Raw genomic sequence first — 18,339 nt, forward strand, 5'->3', positions numbered from 1 at the left:
AACACGGAATGAGAGAACTTGAAAACAAAAGGATCACCCACTTATGCAATGGATGATCCTTTTTGGTCACTATTCTTCTGGTAACCCATTATTTTTAATCACTGATTGGTACCAATAAAAACTATCTTTTTTAATGCGTCGTAAATCTTTTAACTCATGGTCTTCACGATTGACGTAAATAAAACCGTAGCGTTTTTTGAATCCTTGATGAGAACTTAAAATATCCATGACCGACCAAGGGCAATAGCCAAACAACTCAACACCGTCAGAAATAGCCGCATGACAAGCAGCAATATGATCATGCAAATACGCAATTCGATAGTCATCATGAACTTTTCCGTCCTCTGTTAGGTGATCGGGTGTGCCTAAACCGTTTTCTGTAATGATTAACGGCAAACGGTATTGACGATAATAATCATTTAAAACTAAACGTAGACCAGTTGGATCAATTTGGGCACCATACTTAGAGGTTTTTAAATGTTGATTTTTTTCGATTTTAAAATAACCGTATAGATCAAAATCAATGTCCTTTTCTTTCGTACCCAATGGATGTTGCTCATCTGTCGGTAAATAGCTAGCGACTAACGTCCGATAATAATTAAGAGCGATAAAATCTGGTTTAGCGGCTTTCAAAATTGCTTGATCTTCTGGCTGTGTTTCGGGATAAATGCCGCATTTGGTCAAATACTCTTGATAGTAACCAGGGTATTCGCCAAAACAATACATTTCTAGAGCGTAATTCGTTTTAAAGTTATCATTCATACGAGCCGCCCAAACATCTTCAGGCTTATTGGAACTAGGATAAGTCATCGTTGAGGAAACAGAGGGACCGACTTTTCCCCCAGCGACCAATTGGTGACAATCATTCGTCGCTAGCGCATGGGCAACAAACATATGGTAATCCATTTGTGCACGAATTTTTTCAGCATTTTCTGGTGCAACATCGTACATATTCATTCGTTCATCGACACGAATCATTAAGTTTTGTTCGTTTGTAACCTGCCAATTTTTGACTCGATCACCAAACGCTTGATAACAAACTTGCGCATAGTGTTGAAATGCGGAAACGCAGCGACGATCCGCCCAACCATTGTATTTTTCCACCAACGCAAAAGGTAAATCAAAATGATACAGTGTGACAAACGGCAAAATATCGTTTTCTAAAAGTGTATCAATGACGGCATTATAAAAATCGATGCCGGCTTGATTGATTTCGCCATCACCTGTTGGAATGATTCGTGCCCATGAAAGAGAAAAACGATAGGTTTTTAAGCCTAATTCTTTCATTAACGCAATGTCCTCTTTGAAACGATGGTAAAAATCGCTGGCGACTTTCGTATCTGCTTGTACAGCTGACTTTTTAAAAGAATTGTAATCAGCAACTGTTAGGCCTTTGCCGTCCTCATTCCAAGCTCCCTCAATTTGAAAAGCGGAGGAAGAAGCGCCCCATAAAAAATCGTTCTTAAATTGTTTAACCATTAGTTTTGCTCCTTTACTTGCATGAAAAATAAATTTGTTTGTGGTGTAATCTCTGTTTGTTTGGTTGTCTCAATTATAGCCATTTCCGCAGTATTTGTTACGATGACTAAGACGGTTGGATCATAACCAGCAGCTTGGATGATTTGTTTATCAAAAGAGAGCAGTTTCTGTCCTAGTCTGACCCTTTCTCCTACTTTTACGAACGTTTCAAATCCCTGCCCTTTTAATTCGACGGTATTGATTCCAATGTGAAGGAGGATTTCAGCACCATTGTCTAACTTTAAGCCAATTGCATGATGAGTTGGATATAAAGCCGTCACCTGCCCATTTCCTGGAGAAACAATTTGTTCCTCTATCGGATAAATAGCTAGTGTTTTTCCCATTTGTTGAGAAGCAAAGACTTCATCGTTGATTTGGTCTAAAGATACGAGTTGTCCTTGAAGAGGTGCTTGAATCCGTTGCTTTTCTTTGACTGTCGTTGCCTCTGTCTTTAGGACTGGTTCTTGACGTGACTCGTCAAGCGGTAAATCATTAAAGCCTAGAAAAATCGTTAATAGAAATGCACCAAAAAAAGCAATACCACAACCTAATAAATAACAAATAAAGGCTTTGGTTCCTGCTTCTGCGTAAACTGGGATGGTCAAGAGTCCTTGGTTAGCGAAGGCTGTCCCATAGGAGCCGCCCCAGCCCATTAAGGCCCCACCTGCTGCTCCGCTAGCCACCGCATAAATCATCGGTTTTTTTAGCCGCAAGTTTGCACCATAAATGGCTGGTTCTGTGATACCAAATAATGCAGTCACTGTTGCAGAGGCAGCAACGGCTTTCAAGCCTTTATTTTTTGTGCGGACAAACACGCCAAATGCGGCGCCCGCTTGAGAAAAGTTCGCTGCACCAGCAAACGCTAGCAAATTTTGCCGACCTGTTCGAGCGACATCATTAATCCCATTTGGTACAAGTCCGCGGTGAGCCCCAAAAATGACTAAGACACACCAAATTCCACCGATAAAACCGCCTAACAAGATGGGACTCAAATTCATTATATAATAATACAACCAATTTACGCCGTCACCTAAATAAATCCCTATCGGTCCAAATAATAATAAAGTGGCTGGAATCATTAAAAGTAATGATAGCGTAGGAACCATAATAATTTTTAGAACTTCTGGAATCACTTTTTCCAAAAAGCGTTGCACATAAGCTAAAATAAAAATTGCAAGAATAATAGGAATTACCGTGGAAACATAATTGGCTTTGGTCACATGTAATCCAAACAAGGTAACCGCTGATTCTTCAGTCATTAATGAAACGATGGTCGGATAACATAAGGTGGCACCAATTACCATAGCGATATATTCGTTTGTTTTGAAAACCTTAGCAGCTGAATAACCTAAAATAACTGGCATAAAATAAAAAAGTGCATCGGAAGCGGCGCTTAAAATAATATACGTATTCAAAGGTTTTAAATCGACCTGGTAAAAATTGTTTGCGACCATCACAGCAATGGCTAGAATTCCTTTTAACATGCCTGAAGCGGCAATTGCTGGTACGACAGGCGTGAAAATCGCGGCAACAGTATTTAAAATTCGATTGCCTAATGAATTTTTTTCTTTTATGGATGTTTTGGTCGTAAGTTGCTGAGCCAACAAAGGTTCTAAAACATTATAGACATGCGCGACTTTATTGCCTAAAACCACTTGATACTGACCGCCACTTTCAACAACAGAAATGACACCTTCTGTTTGTAGTAAGGCTTCTTTGTTCACTTGTTTCGTGTCTTTCAATACGAAACGCAATCGTGTATAACAATGTGTGACATCCACGATATTGTCTTTGCCACCTACGTCTTTCAAAATTTCTTTTGCTATTGCTTGGTAGTCCATGGTGACCACTCCTTATCTATAAAATAACAGCTCAATAAAAAAGATCAAATCACACATGCACGTTTCAGCAAACACACTCAATATTTGCTCGTCGTGAATGTCCCTTTGATCTGATCTACGTAATAACTATGTTTCTCACGATAGAATAGCTGATTGAATTTATTTTTAATTTACCATTATTTAGAGGGATTATCAATGAATTAGGTAGACCACCTCAGTGTTTTGTTACTAAAATCAGCAGTGAAAATAGTAGTTTACTACATTCACTGCTGATTCATTTGATTACAAGACTGGGGACAACAAGCGTGAAAAGTTTTGCTTGAAGCGTAGCCAGTACCCTTGTTTTTTAATTATCTCGTCGGTTAGTAAGACACTTTTTTCTATATCTTCTTCAAAGACTTGCGCTAACATCCACGCAATGTCGGGATTGTAAATAAACGTACTTACCTCAAAATTCAATGAATAACTGCGAATATCTTGGTTTGTTGTGCCAACCATAGCTAATTCATCATCAATCACCATTGTTTTTGCATGAATAAACCCACTATCATAAATATAAATTTTAATGCCGCGTTTGTGTAAGTAATTCGCGTAATATTGTGTTGCGCGGTAAATAAAGGGATGGTCAGGCATACAAGGAATCATAATTCGCACGTCGACACCTGAACGAACCGCCACTAACAACGCATTAATCATACTATCGTCAGGGATTAAATACGGTGTTTGAATCCAGACACTCTTTTCTGCAGAAAAAATCATCCGAACAAACCCGCTTTTCAAAATTTCTTCTTCTGAATCAGGACCATCTGAAACAACTTGTAAGGACAAATGCTCCACTTCATGATCTTCTGGTAATTTAAAATATTTTTCATGATACGTCATACGTTCTTCAGGATATTTGACTGAAGCATTCCAATCCATGATAAATATCTCTTGCAATGAAAATACGGCCGTCCCGACCAAACGAATATGGGTATCTCGCCAGTAACCAAATTTTTCGGTGACATTCAAATATTGATCCCCAACATTGAACCCGCCGGTCCAGCCAATTTTCCCATCGATGACAACAATTTTTCGATGCAAGTGATAATTTAGACGTGTTTTACGGATCATATCGCGAGAAGTAATAAAGGGAGCTACTTTTCCTCCAGCGTCAACGTAACGAGCAAAAAACTTTTTATTTGCGCCGGGTGAACCCCAAGGATCGTAAATTAAGTAAACTTCCACGCCTTCATGCAACTTTTCGATTAATACATCTAAAAATTGATTACCAATTGTGTCATTAAAAAACGCATAATACTCCACATGAACGGTTTCTTTCGCTGCACGAATATCTTCAAATAATGCTTGGAATTTTTCTTGGCCATCTGTGAATAATTGCAAACTATTTCTTTTGGCCAACGGTGATGCGTCCATATTCCGGAAATAACGATTTAAAACTTTCGCATCATAAAGTAAATCATAACGTTTATCGCGCCCTGCTTTTTTGTTATCAACGTCCACTTTTTCTTTAATTCGTTGAACCATTTGTTTTTCATCATCAGACAATTTAAAAACTTCTTGTCCATCGATACCTCGCCCACAGAATAAGTAAATAATAAAGCCGATACCAGGCAAGAAAATCAACGTCATCATCCATGCTAAAACGCTGGAAATACTACGAGGTTTTCTAAAAACAGTAATTAAGGCAGCAATAACGTTAATTACTAATAAAAATAACAAAATCCAAACAAAAATTTTCATCGCTTACCTCCTTCTTACTTCATACTAAGATTATATCAAATAACAGTTAAATTAGGCGAATAATATGAGCGAGTATTCAAAAAAGAATTCATTTCTATAAGTGTTTCGCCTTTGATTCTCAGTTTTTCTGTACTATAATGAGGGCTGGATGTAAAGATTTTGAAAAGAGGTACTTATTTTATGGTTGTTGATTTGAAAATGTTAGCTATGATTTTTATCATTAATTTTGCGTATATTACCTTAAATACTATTCGTTTTATGTTAACGATGAAAGGTTATCGGGTTATTGCACCGCTGGTTAGTATGGCTGAAATAACAATTTATGTCTTAGGGCTAAGTATGGTTCTGAATCGGTTAGACAATCCTTTAAATTTACTTGTTTATGCGCTTGGTTACGCTGTTGGCATTAGTGTAGGAATTAAAATCGAAGACTATTTGGCCTTGGGTTATATTATGGTATCGGTTATCCTCCCTTCTACTACTGAACAATTTCATTTACCAGAAACACTTCGTGAACACGGCTATGGTGTTACGCAAAGTGTCGCCTACGGACGCGAAGGAGAACGAATGGTTTTAGAAATCCTTTCCCCAAGAAAAAACGAACGTACATTGTACAAATTAATCAATCAATTAGAGCCGAGAGCATTTATCATTTCCTATGAGCCTAAGTTCATTTCCGGTGGTTTTTGGACGAAAAAAGTTCGCAAAAGAAATGACGCCATTTCTCACTAAGAAGCGGCGTCATTTCTTGTTATTGATTTTTAGTTTACATAATATAATTATCGTAACTTTAATTTATTCTAAGATAACTTAGAGAGTTCGTACCTAGTTGCTCAATCAATTGTTGCATAAAAACTAAGCGTTCGATGGCCGATCGGTTAGCAATTTTTTCATAATAAAAGGCTAGAATATCCGACTGTGCTTCTAAAGGCTCGGCTTGTTCTGTTGCTACTGGTAAAAGGAGTTTTAAGTGGTCCTGGTCAATCACAATCACTTGGGTCAAGTGCAAACTTTCTTGAAAAATATTAGGCACAGTACTGACTTTGCGGCCTCGCAGAGCTTGTTTAATAACTCTTCTCGCTTGCGAAAGATAGTATTCAGGATTTACGTCCCCTAGCAAGTCATATAAAGCACTGAAGGCTTCTGGCAAGGATTGCTCTTTGCCCAAGTAATCAAAATAACGAGGCATTGTTGGAACCTCTGTCTTTTCTTTTTCAAGCGTAATCATAGATAGTTGTGCCGAGGCCAATCTTTGTTTTTGATAAAATGAGGGGCCACCGCTCACGCCAAAAAAATAGTCTTCCTCTTCTGGAAACACTTGTGGCCAAAAAGATTCAGCTAGCCAAAATAATTGCTCTGTTACAGTTCCTTTAAACTTAGGAAGTTCGTCTTCAGCCAAGGTCAAACTCGCAACTTCAGCTGCCGTATAAATAGGAAAATTCAAACGATATTGACGATTTTCCCGAATGATTAACTGACAATCAATCATTTCTGATAAAAATTGTTCTAACTTGCCTTCTGTTGCAAAGGCCGCTTTTAATTGTCTTAAAATGATTCTTTCTTCCCGATGTTCATACATAAAAGTAACAAGAGGGAAAAAAAGTGATTGGTTGAGCAAATGATTGTATTGTTTCGTTTGTTGCGGAGAATGATAGTAAATTGCTAAATCATTCATGTTAACGCCCCTTTACTATTGAAGCGCCTAAGCAACAAGGAATTTATCGCGTTGCTTAGGCGCTTACGGTTTTAGTTAAAGACTTCTGTTAATTGTGGTACTACTTGTTTTTTACGAGAAACAACGCCTGGTAAGAACGCACGATTGTTAACTAATGTTACATTGAATGCTGCTTCAATTTTGGCTTGTTCCGCACCAATCGCTAATAATTCAGAATCACTGTCTAGGATATTCGTAATAATTAAGACAAACAAGTCATAATTATTGGCTGCATTTTCTGCGGCCATAGCTGCTTCTAATTCAGCTTGACGATCTAAAACTTCTGCTAAATCGACGGTATTTACTTGAGCAACCCGAACTGTTTTGCCGTTCATTGGGAAGCTCTTAGCATCTAAATCTAAAAGGACTTCAGCTGATTTATCGCTTAAATTTGTTCCTGCTTTTAATAAGTCAAGACCATAGCCTTCTAAATTAATTTCAGCAATATCAGCTAGGGCGTGCGCTGCATCGATGTCTTCTTGTGTGCAAGTTGGTGATTTAAATAATAATGTATCAGAAATAATCGCTGAGACCATCATACCAGCAATTTGAGCTGGAATTGTCACGTTATTTTCTTTAAACATTTTATAGATGATTGTACTGGTACACCCTACTGGTTCTGCACGATAATACAATGGATCTGCTGTTTCGAAGTTGGCAATCCGGTGATGATCCACTACTGCTAAAATGTTTACTTCAGCGATATCTGAAATGCTTTGTTGGAATTCGTTATGATCCACTAACATGACTTGGTTTGTTTCGCTAGCTGCTTCAGTGACAACACGTGGTGCTTCAATATTAAAATAATCTAAGGCATATTGAGTTTCTTCACTTGGTGTTCCTAAAGCGACAGCTTCTGTCTCTTTTCCTAATTCTTTTTGTAAGTAAGCAAAACTAATTGCTGCTCCGATAGCATCTGTATCAGGATTTTGGTGTCCAAAAACTAAAATTTTTGACATAATACACACTCCTTGGTTTTGATTCACTCTTAATGATAACAAAAAATAGAAAAGAAACAACAAAAAAATTGTCTTCTTTTCTATTTTTTCGTTTGTTAACGTGCTAGATAACCTTGATAGTCCTCGACATGTAGTAGTTTTTTCGCATTTTCAACACGATCATTTTTAGGAGGCTCAATTCCTTCTAATGGATAAGGAATACCTAGTTCTTCCCATTTGTACTTGCCCATCGTATGGTAAGGAAGCACTTCAACTTTATCTACATTGTTTAATGTTTTTATGAAGGCATCCAGACGGATTAAATATTCGTCGTAATCACTACGTTGAGGCACCAATACGTGGCGAATCCAAACAGGTTTGTCAATTTCAGATAAATAGGTAGCCATCTCTAAAATATTATCATTTGATTGCGTTGTTAACAGTTTATGCTGCTCGTTATCAATATGTTTGATGTCGAATAAGAGTAAATCTGTGTACTTCATCAATTCATCAAATTGACTAATGAAGGGTTCTTCCCGAGTAAAAGGCTTGCCACACGTATCTAAGGTTGTATGAATGCCTTGTGCTTTGGCTTTTTTAAATAAATCGATCAAAAAGTCCATTTGCAATAGCGGCTCACCACCACTGACAGTGATACCACCCTTTTCGCCCCAATAAGAGCGAAAACGTAATGCTTCCTCTAATACTTCGTCAGTCGTCACCACACGACCACCGGAACCAATTTTCCAAGTATCTGGATTATGACAGAATTGACATCTCATGCGACACCCTTGTGTAAATACGATAAAACGGACACCTGGGCCATCAACGGTACCAAAATTTTCTGTTGAATGAATTCTACCTGTAACTGGTGTTGTCATAATGATCCCTCTTCTTTCAAACGAAAAGGATGACACGTTAAATGTCACCCTTTCAGTTAAATAATGTAAATGTTTTTTATAGTCTGTCGTGTGAAGTTCTTGAAATAACGTCTGCTTGTTGTTCAGGAGTTAAGTCACGGAATTTCACGGCATATCCAGATACACGGATAGTTAAGTTTGGATATTTTTCTGGATGTGCTTGTGCATCTAATAATAATTCGTTTGTAAATACGTTTACGTTTAAGTGGTAACCACCTTTATCGAAGTAGCCATCTAATACGTTACGTAAGTTGTTAATTCTTGTGTCGTCGTCTTTACCTAAACCATTAGGGTTGATGGTTTGTGTATTAGAAATACCATCTAAAGCGATTGTATATTCTAAACGAGCTGTTGAGTTTAATGAAGCTAACAAGCCATTTTTCTCACCTAAGAATTTACCGTCTTGATAACTTGGGTTCGCACCTGGTGCAAGAGGTTTGCCGGCCCGACGTCCGTCAGGCGTGTTCCCTGTTGCTTTACCATAAACAACGTTTGAAGTGATTGTTAATAATGAAGTCGTTGGTTTAGAGTTACGGTATGTGTGTTGACGTTTAATTTGTGTCATAAAGTAATCTAAAATCCAGTTAGCCATTGCATCGGCTTCTTCGTTATCGTTTCCGTATGTTGGGAATTCTTTTGTTGGTACATAATCAATTGCCATACCATCTTCGTCACGGATTACTTCTACTTCACCGTGTTTAATTGCCATGATACTATCAGTCGCATGAGAGATTCCGGCAATACCAGTTGCGAATGTCCGTTGTAAATCAGTATCCATTAAAGCTAATTGTGGTGCTTCATATGCATATTTATCATGCATGTAATGAATAATGTTTAATGTGTTAACATACAATTCAGCTAACCAGTCTAAGATGTCTTTATAGCGTTCCATGAATTCATGGTAATCTAATTTGTCACCAGTCATTGGACGATATTTTGGTGCTACTTGCATTTTAGTTTTTTCGTCGACCCCGCCGTTAATTGCATAAAGAACAGCTTTCGCTAAGTTCGCACGAGCGCCGAAGAATTGCATATCTTTACCCATAACTGTTGCAGAAACACAACATGCGATTGCGCAGTCGTCAGAACCCCAGTTTTCACGTAATAAGTCATCGTTTTCAAATTGGATAGATGAGCTTTCTTTCGCGATTTTAGCTGCATATGTTCTGAAGCCTTCTGGTAAGTGAGAAGAATACAATACAGTTAAGTTCGGTTCTGGAGATGGTCCCATGTTTGTTAAGGTGTGTAAGATACGGAAGTCATTTTTGGTAACTAATGAACGACCGTCAATACCCATACCAGCAATAGATAATGTTGCCCAAATTGGATAACCAGAGAATAATTGGTTGTATTCTGGTGTCCGTGCAAATTTAACCATACGTAATTTCATGATTAAATGGTCAATCATTTCTTGTGCTTCAAATTCAGTGATTAAACCAGCTTCTAAGTCACGTTGGATATAGATGTCTAAGAATGCTGAGATACGACCAATTGACATTGCCGCACCATTTTGAGATTTAATGGCACCTAGGTAACCAAAGTATAACCATTGGATTGCTTCTTGCGCATTTGCAGCAGGACGAGAAATATCGAAACCATAAGAAGCAGCCATTTGTTTTAAGTCATTTAACGCACGGTATTGTTCAGAAATTTCTTCACGTAAGCGAATAACATCGTCTGTCATTTCTTTGTTACCAGTGTTATCATGATCTTTTTTCTTTTGTTCCATTAAGTAGTCGATACCATATAATGCGATACGACGATAGTCACCGATAATACGGCCACGGCCATAAGCATCTGGAAGACCAGTAATGATTTTGTTTTTACGTGCTAAACGCATTTCAGCTGTGTAGGCATCAAAAACACCTTGGTTATGTGTTTTTCTGTATTCTGTGAAGATTTTTGTCATTTCTTCGTCAGTTTCATAACCATTTGAAACTAAGGCATTGTTCGCCATTTTAATACCACCGAATGGCATAAATGCTTGTTTTAATGGTACATCTGTTTGTAAACCGACAATTTTTTCTTCTTCTTTGATTAAGTAACCAGGTTCATGTGACGTAATAGTTGCTGGGATATCGCTATCCATGTCATAAACGCCATTTTTTTCATGTTGGATTTCAAATAATTCTTGTAGTTTTGTCCATAATTTGTCAGTGCTTGGAGCGATTGGTTCTAAGAAACTGTCGTCGCCTTTGTACTCTGTGTAGTTGTTTTGAATAAAATCACGAGTGTCAACGCTTGTTCTCCATTTGTCGCCTTTAAAGCCTTCCCATTGTTTCATGAAGTGTTTGCCTCCTTAGTTAACTGCTACTTGATTGTATGTAACAGCTTTATGTGATAAGTATAACACATAACCTTTTAGATGCAAGCGTTTTTTTATTATTTATTGCACTTTCTTAATAAATAAATGGGGAGCGAAGATTCTAAACGCTGATATATAAACATTTATACTTGTGAAAATAAGAACGATTTATAGTTGTTATCACTTGTGAAAAATGTACTTCTGTATTAAAAACAGCAGCCATCTGTATTAATACAGATGGCTGCTGTCGAGATATTTATAACACAGTTTAGTTTGTTTGCTCTTCTTCAATCACTGCAGAATGCATCTCGTGGACTTCCATTACTTGGCCATCTTTTTGTTCATCGATGACAAAGGAACCGTTGGATGTTCGTTCACTGATTGGATAGTTTTTCGACTGAATAACTTCTTGTGTGCCTTTTTGCGTAGTAACTAATAAATCTAAATCGGTACTTTCAGACATAAAGACAACACGATGTGGATTTTTCTTCAATTCCCGTAAGACCATTAATCCACGTTTTGCTCGTCCTAATTGTGTTAATTCTTGGGCTAACATACGTTTAACACCGCCACGTTGGGTAACGATGACAATTGGTGTATCCCCTTCAGAATGAACCAGTAAACCATTAACGACATAATCGTCTTCTTTGAGGTTCATTGATTTAACTCCAGCCGCTTTACTACCCACGACTGGTACTTCATATAATGGATAACGTAAGCCAAAACCGCGATTGCTAACGAGGAAAACATCCAATAAGTCTTGATCATTTGTTAAATAAACATTGGTAATTTCATCTTGGTCTGATTTTAATTTCATACAAGATGTCGGGCGGCTCTTATAAGTGCGCCAAGGCTCAAAATCAGCCATTTTGGTTTGTTTAATCATGCCAGCTTTTGTAATGAAAACAAAGGTTTTTGTCGGACTTAACTCTTTATAAGGATATACAGCAATAATCGATTCATCGATAGCAAGATTTAAAATGGTTTGAGAAATATGTTCGCCAATTTCTTTCCAGCGTAAATCTGGCAACTCATGGACGGGGCGATAGATCATATTTCCTTTATTTGTTACTAGTAAAAGATGATCTAATGTATTGACTTCGCCAGCATATAGTAAAAAGTCGCCTTCTTTCATGCCGATTTCTTCTGGTTTTGATGCTGTATAAGAACGAATACTACTCCGTTTGATATAGCCTTCGTGCGTCACGGTTACGACCACGTCTTCCTGTGCAACTAACACGGCTGTTTCAATCTTGATTTCTTGGATTTCCTCTTCAATTTGAGTTAAGCGAGGATTGCCATATTGCTTTTTAACTTCGCGAAGTTCTTTTTTCATGACTGAGAATAGTTCTTTTTCATTGTTTAAAATGTTCAATAACTCAGCAATTTGTTGCTCTAAAGTTTTTGCTTCTTCTTGTAAATCAGTAATATCCGTATTGGTTAAACGGTATAGCTGTAAAGTAACGATTGCTTCAGCTTGTTCTTCAGTAAACGCATAGTCGGATACTAAGTTCTTCTTCGCATCTTTTTTATCTTTACTGCCACGGATTGTTGCAATCACTTTATCTAAGATAGACAATGCTTTAATTAAACCAGCAACAATGTGCTCACGTTTGCGAGCTTTGTCCAACTCAAATTGACAACGATTAATGATAACTGATTTGCGGTGCGTAATGTAACTTTCTAAAATCCGTTTAAGGCCCACTTGTTGCGGGGTCATGTTGTCAATCGCAACCATATTAAAATTATAGTTAATCTGTAATTCAGTATTTTTAAATAGATAATTTAAAATACCTTCTGCATTGACATCTTTTTTTAGTTCAACAACAATTTGCAAGCCAGTTCTGTCACTTTCGTCACGAACTTCGGCAATGCCGTCTACTTTTTTATTTAAACGGATTTCATCCATCTTCTTCACTAGCGTTGCTTTATTGACTTCATAAGGAATTTCAGAAATGACAATTTGTTGTTTGCCGCCTTTTAAGGGCTCAATCTTTGTCTTCGCACGTAAAATTACTTTACCACGGCCGGTTTCGTAGGCTTTTTTAATTTCTGCTTTTCCTTGTAAGATCCCACCTGTTGGAAAATCTGGTCCTGGAATGTATTCCATTAATTTCTCTAAACTTGCATTAGGATGATCAATTAAATACACGGTCCCATCAATAATTTCCGCTAAATTATGTGTAGGAATTTCTGTTGCATAACCTGCTGAAATCCCCGTTGAGCCATTTACCAATAAATTAGGATATTTGGCTGGTAAAACAGTGGGTTCTTTTTCTGTATCGTCAAAATTCCAGACGAAATCGACGGTATTTTTGTCGATATCTTTTAACAACTCACCGCTTAACTGTGATAAACGAGCTTCTGTATAACGCATCGCCGCTGGCGGGTCGCCATCCATACTTCCGTTGTTTCCGTGCATTTCAATTAGTACTTCCCGTAATTTCCAGTCTTGACTTAGACGGACCATCGCTTCATAAATACTACTGTCGCCATGGGGATGATAATTCCCCATAATGTTTCCGACAGATTTTGCTGATTTACGAAAGCCTTTATCAAAGGTATTGCCATCTTTATTCATTGAAAAGAGAATGCGGCGTTGTACTGGTTTTAGCCCATCTCGAATATCTGGTAGGGCCCGTTCTTGAATGATGTATTTGGAATATCTTCCAAAACGATCGCCCATTACTTCTTCAAGGGTTAATTCTTGAACTTCTTGGCGTTTTTCCAAAATTGTCACTCCCTACTCTATGTCAAACAAACTGATTTCAGTGTCATCGGTTTGTTCTGCTTCTTTTGTTTTTTCCGCATCTAAAAGGCGTTCTCCTGTTGGTGCAGAAGTGTCTTCTTCTGAACGATCTAAAATACTGCCATCTTCTTCCAACGTAAATTGAACATGTTGCTCAATCCATTTTCGACGAGGTTCGACTTTGTCGCCCATTAATGTGGTCACACGGCGTTCTGCTTGAGCTGCATCATCAATCCGAACACGAATTAAGGTTCTAGTTTCAGGATCCATCGTTGTTTCCCAAAGTTGTTCTGCATTCATTTCCCCCAGACCTTTATAGCGTTGGAGCATATAGCCTTTACCAACTTTATCAATCACTTCTGCCAATTCACCATCGGTCCAAGCATACTCAATGACTGATTTTTTTCCAGTTCCTTTAGAAACTTTATAAAGAGGTGGTAAGGCAATATAGACTTTGCCGGCTTCAATTAATGGTTTCATATAACGATAGAAGAACGTTAATAGCAACACTTGAATATGGGCACCATCGGTATCCGCATCGGTCATGATGATGATTTTATCATAATTACAATCTTCAATTGAAAATTCAGGACCAACGCCTGCGCCAATTGTATAGATCATAGTATTGATTTCTTCGTTTTTCAAGATGTCTTGCATTTTCGCTTTTTCCGTATTAATGACTTTTCCTCGTAGCGGTAAAATGGCTTGGAATTTCCGATCGCGTCCTTGTTTTGCTGAGCCACCAGCCGAGTCTCCTTCGACAAGATATAATTCATTTTTCTTAGGATTTCTGGATTGAGCCGGTGTTAATTTTCCAGAAAGTAACGATTCACCTTTTTTCCGTTTTTTACCGTTCCGGCTTTCTTCACGGGCTTTACGAGCCGCTTCACGGGCTTCACGGGCTTTAATCGCTTTCCGAATTAATGATTGACTCATTTCACTGTTTTCTTGTAAATAGAAGCCCATTTGTTCGCCTACGACGTTGTCGACAACGGTTCTTGCTAAAGGTGTACCTAATTTTCCTTTGGTTTGGCCCTCGAACTGTAGTAAGTTTTCTGGTACTCGAATAGAAAGGACGGCTGCTAAGCCTTCACGGAAGTCGCTACCTTCTAAATTTTTATCTTTTTCTTTTAATAGTCCTACTTTACGTGCATATTCATTGTACGCCTTTGTCATTGACGTTTTCATACCGACTTCGTGGGTACCGCCATCTTTTGTGCGGACATTGTTAACGAAAGATAAAACATTTTCAGAATAGCCATCGTTGTATTGATAGGCTAATTCAACTTCAATACCTTCTTTGGCTCCTGAAAAATAAACAACGGGTGTTAATGTATCTTTTTCTTCATTTAGATAGGCAACAAATTCTTTAATGCCTTCTTCGTAGTGAAAGACTTCTTCTTTGGGTTCTTCCCCACGTTCATCCGTTAAAGTAATTTTGACGCCTTTTAATAAGAAAGCTGATTCTCTCAAACGTTCTGCTAAAATTTCGTAAGAAAAATTTGTCGTAGAGAAAATGGTGTCGTCAGGTAAAAAAGTAACGGAGGTGCCGTTGCGTTTTTTTGTTTTGCCGATTTTTTTTAAGGTACCAACTGGTTTACCGCCATCCTCAAATCGTTCCATGTATTCTACGCCATCACGAACAATATGAACTTCTAACCACTTAGATAAGGCATTAACAACACTGGCACCCACCCCATGGAGTCCGCCTGAAGTTTTATAGCCACCTTGGCCAAACTTACCACCCGCATGTAAGACAGTAAAAATGACTTCTACTGTTGGGATACCAGAAGCATGCATCCCTGTTGGCATTCCGCGGCCAGAGTCTGCAACACAAATACTATTATCTTTTTGGATAGTTACGTTGATTTCATTCCCGTAGCCAGATAACGCTTCATCGACTGCGTTATCGACAATTTCATAGACTAAGTGATGGAGTCCACGGCTATCGGTTGAACCGATATACATACCAGGTCTTTTCCTCACTGCTTCTAATCCTTCTAGGACTTGGATAGAGGCATCATTGTACTCATTGTTAATTTTTTTAGCCAAAGAAAAAACTCCTTATACTTAGATTCTCGTTTAGTTAATAAGCGTACATTAACTATTTCTTAAAGAATTAGAAGAAGAGTGAGCCGGTTTCTTGCGTTTTCCGTTCGCTCCTTCTAAAACCATCATTACAATAATACTCTATCTGGGTCAAAAAAAAAAGAGCTTTCCGTTCAGGACGCTCTTTCTTTATAAAATTACACGTGTTTATTCAGCATCTGCCATTTTTGCCAATTCAATTTTAATACAACGGTTCATAATAACTTGACGACCTTCATTTAATAACAAGTTCGCTGCCTCTTCATTTTCCAAACCTAGTTGGGCCCAAAAGACAGGCGCTTCTGTTTTCAATGTTTCTGCGGCCACTTCTGGCAAAAATTCACTCCGCCGAAAGACGTCAACAATATCAATCTTTTCAGGAATCTCTGTTAATGTCCCATAAACCGTTTCGCCAAGCACCGTTTCACCTTTTAAAACTGGATTGACAGGTAACACACGATAGCCATGTTGCTGTAAAATTTCCGCAATTTTGTAACTCGTGCGGTCGGGCTTGTTACTCAAACCAACCACCGCAATATTTTTTGCTTGTTTTAAAATATCAAAAATTTGATTTTGACTTGGATTCTCAAATGTCATTCACTCAACCCCTTTTTTTCGTTCTTATTTATTATAACGCTGAGTAAAGGGTTTTGGCAAAATTATTCTCTGACTGCCGGTAAAATAATTATTGGCTTTGCCAATCTGCTGGATAAGTCACGTAGACAAAGCGGGCATCACCCGTCACTGAAAATTGAATTTTGCTACTTTTCGGGATTAAAATAATTTCACCGGCTGTTGCAGAAATTTTACGTCCGTCAATCAGTATATCCAGTTGTCCTGAAATAATATAATCAATTTCATCGTATTCTAGTGTCCAATCGAAGGTGGTATCTTTCATCACCATTAAACCGCAACCAAGGCGCGGGCTTTCTTCTAAAGAAAACAGATCTTTTGTGTAAACAATGTCCGCTGGGTTGCCTGTATCTAAGCGATCGTCTTCTGTTACGTCAATTTCGGGTAATTTGATGGACATAATTCCACTGGGATCCACTTGTTTAGTCGGCATTAATTTTTCTGTGACAATTTGTCGAACAAGCGTTTCAATCATTTCACGATTTAATTCTGTCATATTTACACCTCATTATTTCACTTCTGTTTCGGGTTTCCCTAGCATTCGATTTGCCATAAAGATAGCCACAAAAATGGCGGTAATCCCTCCAACTAATTTTCCAACAATCATTGGAAAAATCATTTCTTTTGCTACGCCTGCAGTAAAACCAAGGTGATCACCCAAAACGAAAGAAGCCGAAACAGCAAAAGCGATATTAATAATTTTTCCTCGATTATCCATGTCTTTTAACATTTGGAACATGGGAATATTGTTAGCTAATGTAGCAACCATTCCTGCAGCCGCTACTTCATTCATTCCTAAAACTTTTCCTAGTTTCATCAATGGTTTATTAAAGACTTTCGTAATCACAGCTACTAAACAGAAAGCGCCAGCTAAAGTTAAAGCAATCCCGCCAACGACTTCAATACCTTCAGTAACTGGTGCAATACCAGGAATCACTGTAATTCCTAATAATAGTTGAATCGCCCCAACAACTAAACCAAAGATAGCGACAATCACTACGCCTTGACCAAAAATTTGGAAGCCTTTAATCATGCCATTTGGCGCTAACCACAAACCTAAAATAATTAAAGCGGCAACAATAATAATTGGAATTAAGTTAGGAACAATCAATGACAATGGCATGCCAGCTGTTAAACCACCTGCTAATAAACCAAAAGGAATTGTAATAATCCCGCTCAAAACACCCGTTGCTAAGAATTGTTGGTCGTCTTTTTGGATAATACCAAGCGCTACTGGAATTGTAAAGACTAACGTCGGTCCCATCATTGCACCTAAGATTGCCCCCGCAAATAAACCAGCTTGTGGATCATTGGCTAATTGTTGTGCTAACGCAAAGCCGCCCATATCATTAGCCAATAAGGTTGTGGCAAACATTGCTGGATCAGCACCTAGTAATTCATAGACAGGAACGACAATCGGACTTAAAAGATTGGCTAAGACAGGCGCTAAAGTGATAATCCCTACCATAGAAAGCGCTAGAGAACCCATAGCCATAATCCCTTCCTCAAATTGCTCCCCTAAACCTAGTTTGTTGCCAATACATTTATCGATTCCTCCAATAATCATGAAAAGAACCATAATATACATAATAATTTCATTAATGCTCATGTCTCGTCCTCCCTATTCTTCCTCTGTAGAATCAATGACACCAACAATCATTGCATCAATTGGGACATTCGGATCTTCTGCCGAAATACGGGCAGCATTGCCTTGACTAATTAACACTTTGTCCCCGACACCAGCTCCAGCGTTGTCAGCAGCAATTAAAAATCCTTGCTTTTCGTCCTCTTGATTCAAAATATCAACCATCATAAATTTCCAGCCATTTAATTTTTCATCTTTTCTTGTTGACCAAAGGCTACCAGTCACTTTTCCTAAAAGCATCGTTT

The 18,339-nt window shown here is 38.1% G+C and carries 14 protein-coding genes; 1 reads left to right on the forward strand and 13 read right to left on the reverse strand.

The genetic code is table 11. The features are described from left to right. Nucleotides 1–69: 69 nt before the first annotated feature. The 3 genes from IGM13_RS07110 to cls form a co-directional block, all read right to left on the reverse strand. On the reverse strand, nt 70–1,479 hold the full coding sequence (locus IGM13_RS07110) for a glycoside hydrolase family 1 protein (RefSeq protein WP_002420180.1): 1,410 nt from the start codon (nt 1,477–1,479) through the stop codon (nt 70–72). Further along, entirely contained in the window at nt 1,479–3,359 is a 1,881-nt protein-coding gene (locus IGM13_RS07115; protein ID WP_086269712.1) for a beta-glucoside-specific PTS transporter subunit IIABC, read from the reverse strand. Before IGM13_RS07115 ends, IGM13_RS07110 begins: the two co-directional genes overlap by 1 nt. A 282-nt stretch (nt 3,360–3,641) precedes the next feature. Further along, complete coding sequence (gene cls / locus IGM13_RS07120) at nt 3,642–5,102, reverse strand: cardiolipin synthase (protein WP_002371124.1); 1,461 nt, start codon at nt 5,100–5,102, stop codon at nt 3,642–3,644. Between the two features lie 180 nt (nt 5,103–5,282). Here cls and IGM13_RS07125 point away from each other — a divergent pair, with 180 nt between their 5' ends. Further along, a complete protein-coding gene (locus IGM13_RS07125; RefSeq protein WP_002361848.1) occupies nt 5,283–5,834 on the forward strand; it encodes a DUF2179 domain-containing protein in 552 nt (183 codons plus the stop codon). A 58-nt stretch (nt 5,835–5,892) separates the two neighbouring features. Here the strand turns inward: IGM13_RS07125 and IGM13_RS07130 are convergent, their stop codons facing one another. From IGM13_RS07130 to IGM13_RS07175, 10 genes are all read right to left on the reverse strand, one after another. Then, a complete protein-coding gene (locus tag IGM13_RS07130) occupies nt 5,893–6,777 on the reverse strand; it encodes a DUF1803 domain-containing protein (protein WP_002420178.1) in 885 nt (294 codons plus the stop codon). A gap of 71 nt (nt 6,778–6,848) precedes the next feature. Next, nucleotides 6,849–7,775, reverse strand: a complete 927-nt coding sequence (locus IGM13_RS07135) for a manganese-dependent inorganic pyrophosphatase (protein ID WP_002360265.1) — start codon at nt 7,773–7,775, stop codon at nt 6,849–6,851. A 95-nt stretch (nt 7,776–7,870) separates the two neighbouring features. Then, the gene (gene pflA, locus IGM13_RS07140; protein WP_002357530.1) at nt 7,871–8,635 is read right to left on the reverse strand and encodes a pyruvate formate-lyase-activating protein; all 765 of its coding nucleotides are present in this window, start codon (nt 8,633–8,635) and stop codon (nt 7,871–7,873) included. Between the two features lie 76 nt (nt 8,636–8,711). After that, on the reverse strand, nt 8,712–10,958 hold the full coding sequence (gene pflB, locus IGM13_RS07145) for a formate C-acetyltransferase (protein WP_002357529.1): 2,247 nt from the start codon (nt 10,956–10,958) through the stop codon (nt 8,712–8,714). Between the two features lie 289 nt (nt 10,959–11,247). Further along, nucleotides 11,248–13,710 carry a DNA topoisomerase IV subunit A gene (gene parC, locus IGM13_RS07150; RefSeq protein WP_002357527.1) on the reverse strand — a complete coding sequence of 821 codons (2,463 nt, stop codon included), beginning with the start codon at nt 13,708–13,710 and terminating at the stop codon, nt 11,248–11,250. Between the two features lie 12 nt (nt 13,711–13,722). After that, nucleotides 13,723–15,780 carry a DNA topoisomerase IV subunit B gene (gene parE, locus IGM13_RS07155; RefSeq protein WP_002415560.1) on the reverse strand — a complete coding sequence of 686 codons (2,058 nt, stop codon included), beginning with the start codon at nt 15,778–15,780 and terminating at the stop codon, nt 13,723–13,725. Nucleotides 15,781–15,984: 204 nt separating this feature from the next. Beyond that, nucleotides 15,985–16,413 (reverse strand): CoA-binding protein, encoded by a 429-nt coding sequence (locus IGM13_RS07160; RefSeq protein ID WP_002363980.1) that lies wholly within the window; start codon nt 16,411–16,413, stop codon nt 15,985–15,987. 88 nt (nt 16,414–16,501) lie between these two features. Further along, nucleotides 16,502–16,945: an ethanolamine utilization protein EutQ gene (locus tag IGM13_RS07165; RefSeq protein ID WP_002357522.1), complete on the reverse strand. Its 444-nt coding sequence runs from the start codon at nt 16,943–16,945 to the stop codon at nt 16,502–16,504. Nucleotides 16,946–16,957: 12 nt separating this feature from the next. After that, a complete protein-coding gene (gene eutH, locus IGM13_RS07170; protein WP_002379468.1) occupies nt 16,958–18,058 on the reverse strand; it encodes an ethanolamine utilization protein EutH in 1,101 nt (366 codons plus the stop codon). 12 nt (nt 18,059–18,070) lie between these two features. Continuing rightward, nucleotides 18,071–18,334 carry a EutN/CcmL family microcompartment protein gene (locus tag IGM13_RS07175; protein WP_002357519.1) on the reverse strand — a complete coding sequence of 88 codons (264 nt, stop codon included), beginning with the start codon at nt 18,332–18,334 and terminating at the stop codon, nt 18,071–18,073. Between the last annotated feature and the right edge of the window lie 5 nt (nt 18,335–18,339).

Source organism: Enterococcus sp. DIV0561, from assembly GCF_050539875.1.
Taxonomy (GTDB): Bacteria; Bacillota; Bacilli; order Lactobacillales; family Enterococcaceae; genus Enterococcus; species Enterococcus faecalis.

Excerpts from the sequence above, each read along its gene's own strand:
- IGM13_RS07110 (WP_002420180.1), bottom strand. The coding sequence starts at position 1,479 with ATGGTTAAACAATTTAAGAACGATTTTTTATGGGGCGCTTCTTCCTCC.
- IGM13_RS07115 (WP_086269712.1), bottom strand. The coding sequence starts at position 3,359 with ATGGACTACCAAGCAATAGCAAAAGAAATTTTGAAAGACGTAGGTGGC.
- cls (WP_002371124.1), bottom strand. The coding sequence starts at position 5,102 with ATGAAAATTTTTGTTTGGATTTTGTTATTTTTATTAGTAATTAACGTT.
- IGM13_RS07125 (WP_002361848.1), top strand. The coding sequence starts at position 5,283 with ATGGTTGTTGATTTGAAAATGTTAGCTATGATTTTTATCATTAATTTT.
- IGM13_RS07130 (WP_002420178.1), bottom strand. The coding sequence starts at position 6,777 with ATGAATGATTTAGCAATTTACTATCATTCTCCGCAACAAACGAAACAA.
- IGM13_RS07135 (WP_002360265.1), bottom strand. The coding sequence starts at position 7,775 with ATGTCAAAAATTTTAGTTTTTGGACACCAAAATCCTGATACAGATGCT.
- pflA (WP_002357530.1), bottom strand. The coding sequence starts at position 8,635 with ATGACAACACCAGTTACAGGTAGAATTCATTCAACAGAAAATTTTGGT.
- pflB (WP_002357529.1), bottom strand. The coding sequence starts at position 10,958 with ATGAAACAATGGGAAGGCTTTAAAGGCGACAAATGGAGAACAAGCGTT.
- IGM13_RS07160 (WP_002363980.1), bottom strand. The coding sequence starts at position 16,413 with ATGACATTTGAGAATCCAAGTCAAAATCAAATTTTTGATATTTTAAAA.
- IGM13_RS07165 (WP_002357522.1), bottom strand. The coding sequence starts at position 16,945 with ATGACAGAATTAAATCGTGAAATGATTGAAACGCTTGTTCGACAAATT.
- eutH (WP_002379468.1), bottom strand. The coding sequence starts at position 18,058 with ATGAGCATTAATGAAATTATTATGTATATTATGGTTCTTTTCATGATT.
- IGM13_RS07175 (WP_002357519.1), bottom strand. The coding sequence starts at position 18,334 with ATGCTTTTAGGAAAAGTGACTGGTAGCCTTTGGTCAACAAGAAAAGAT.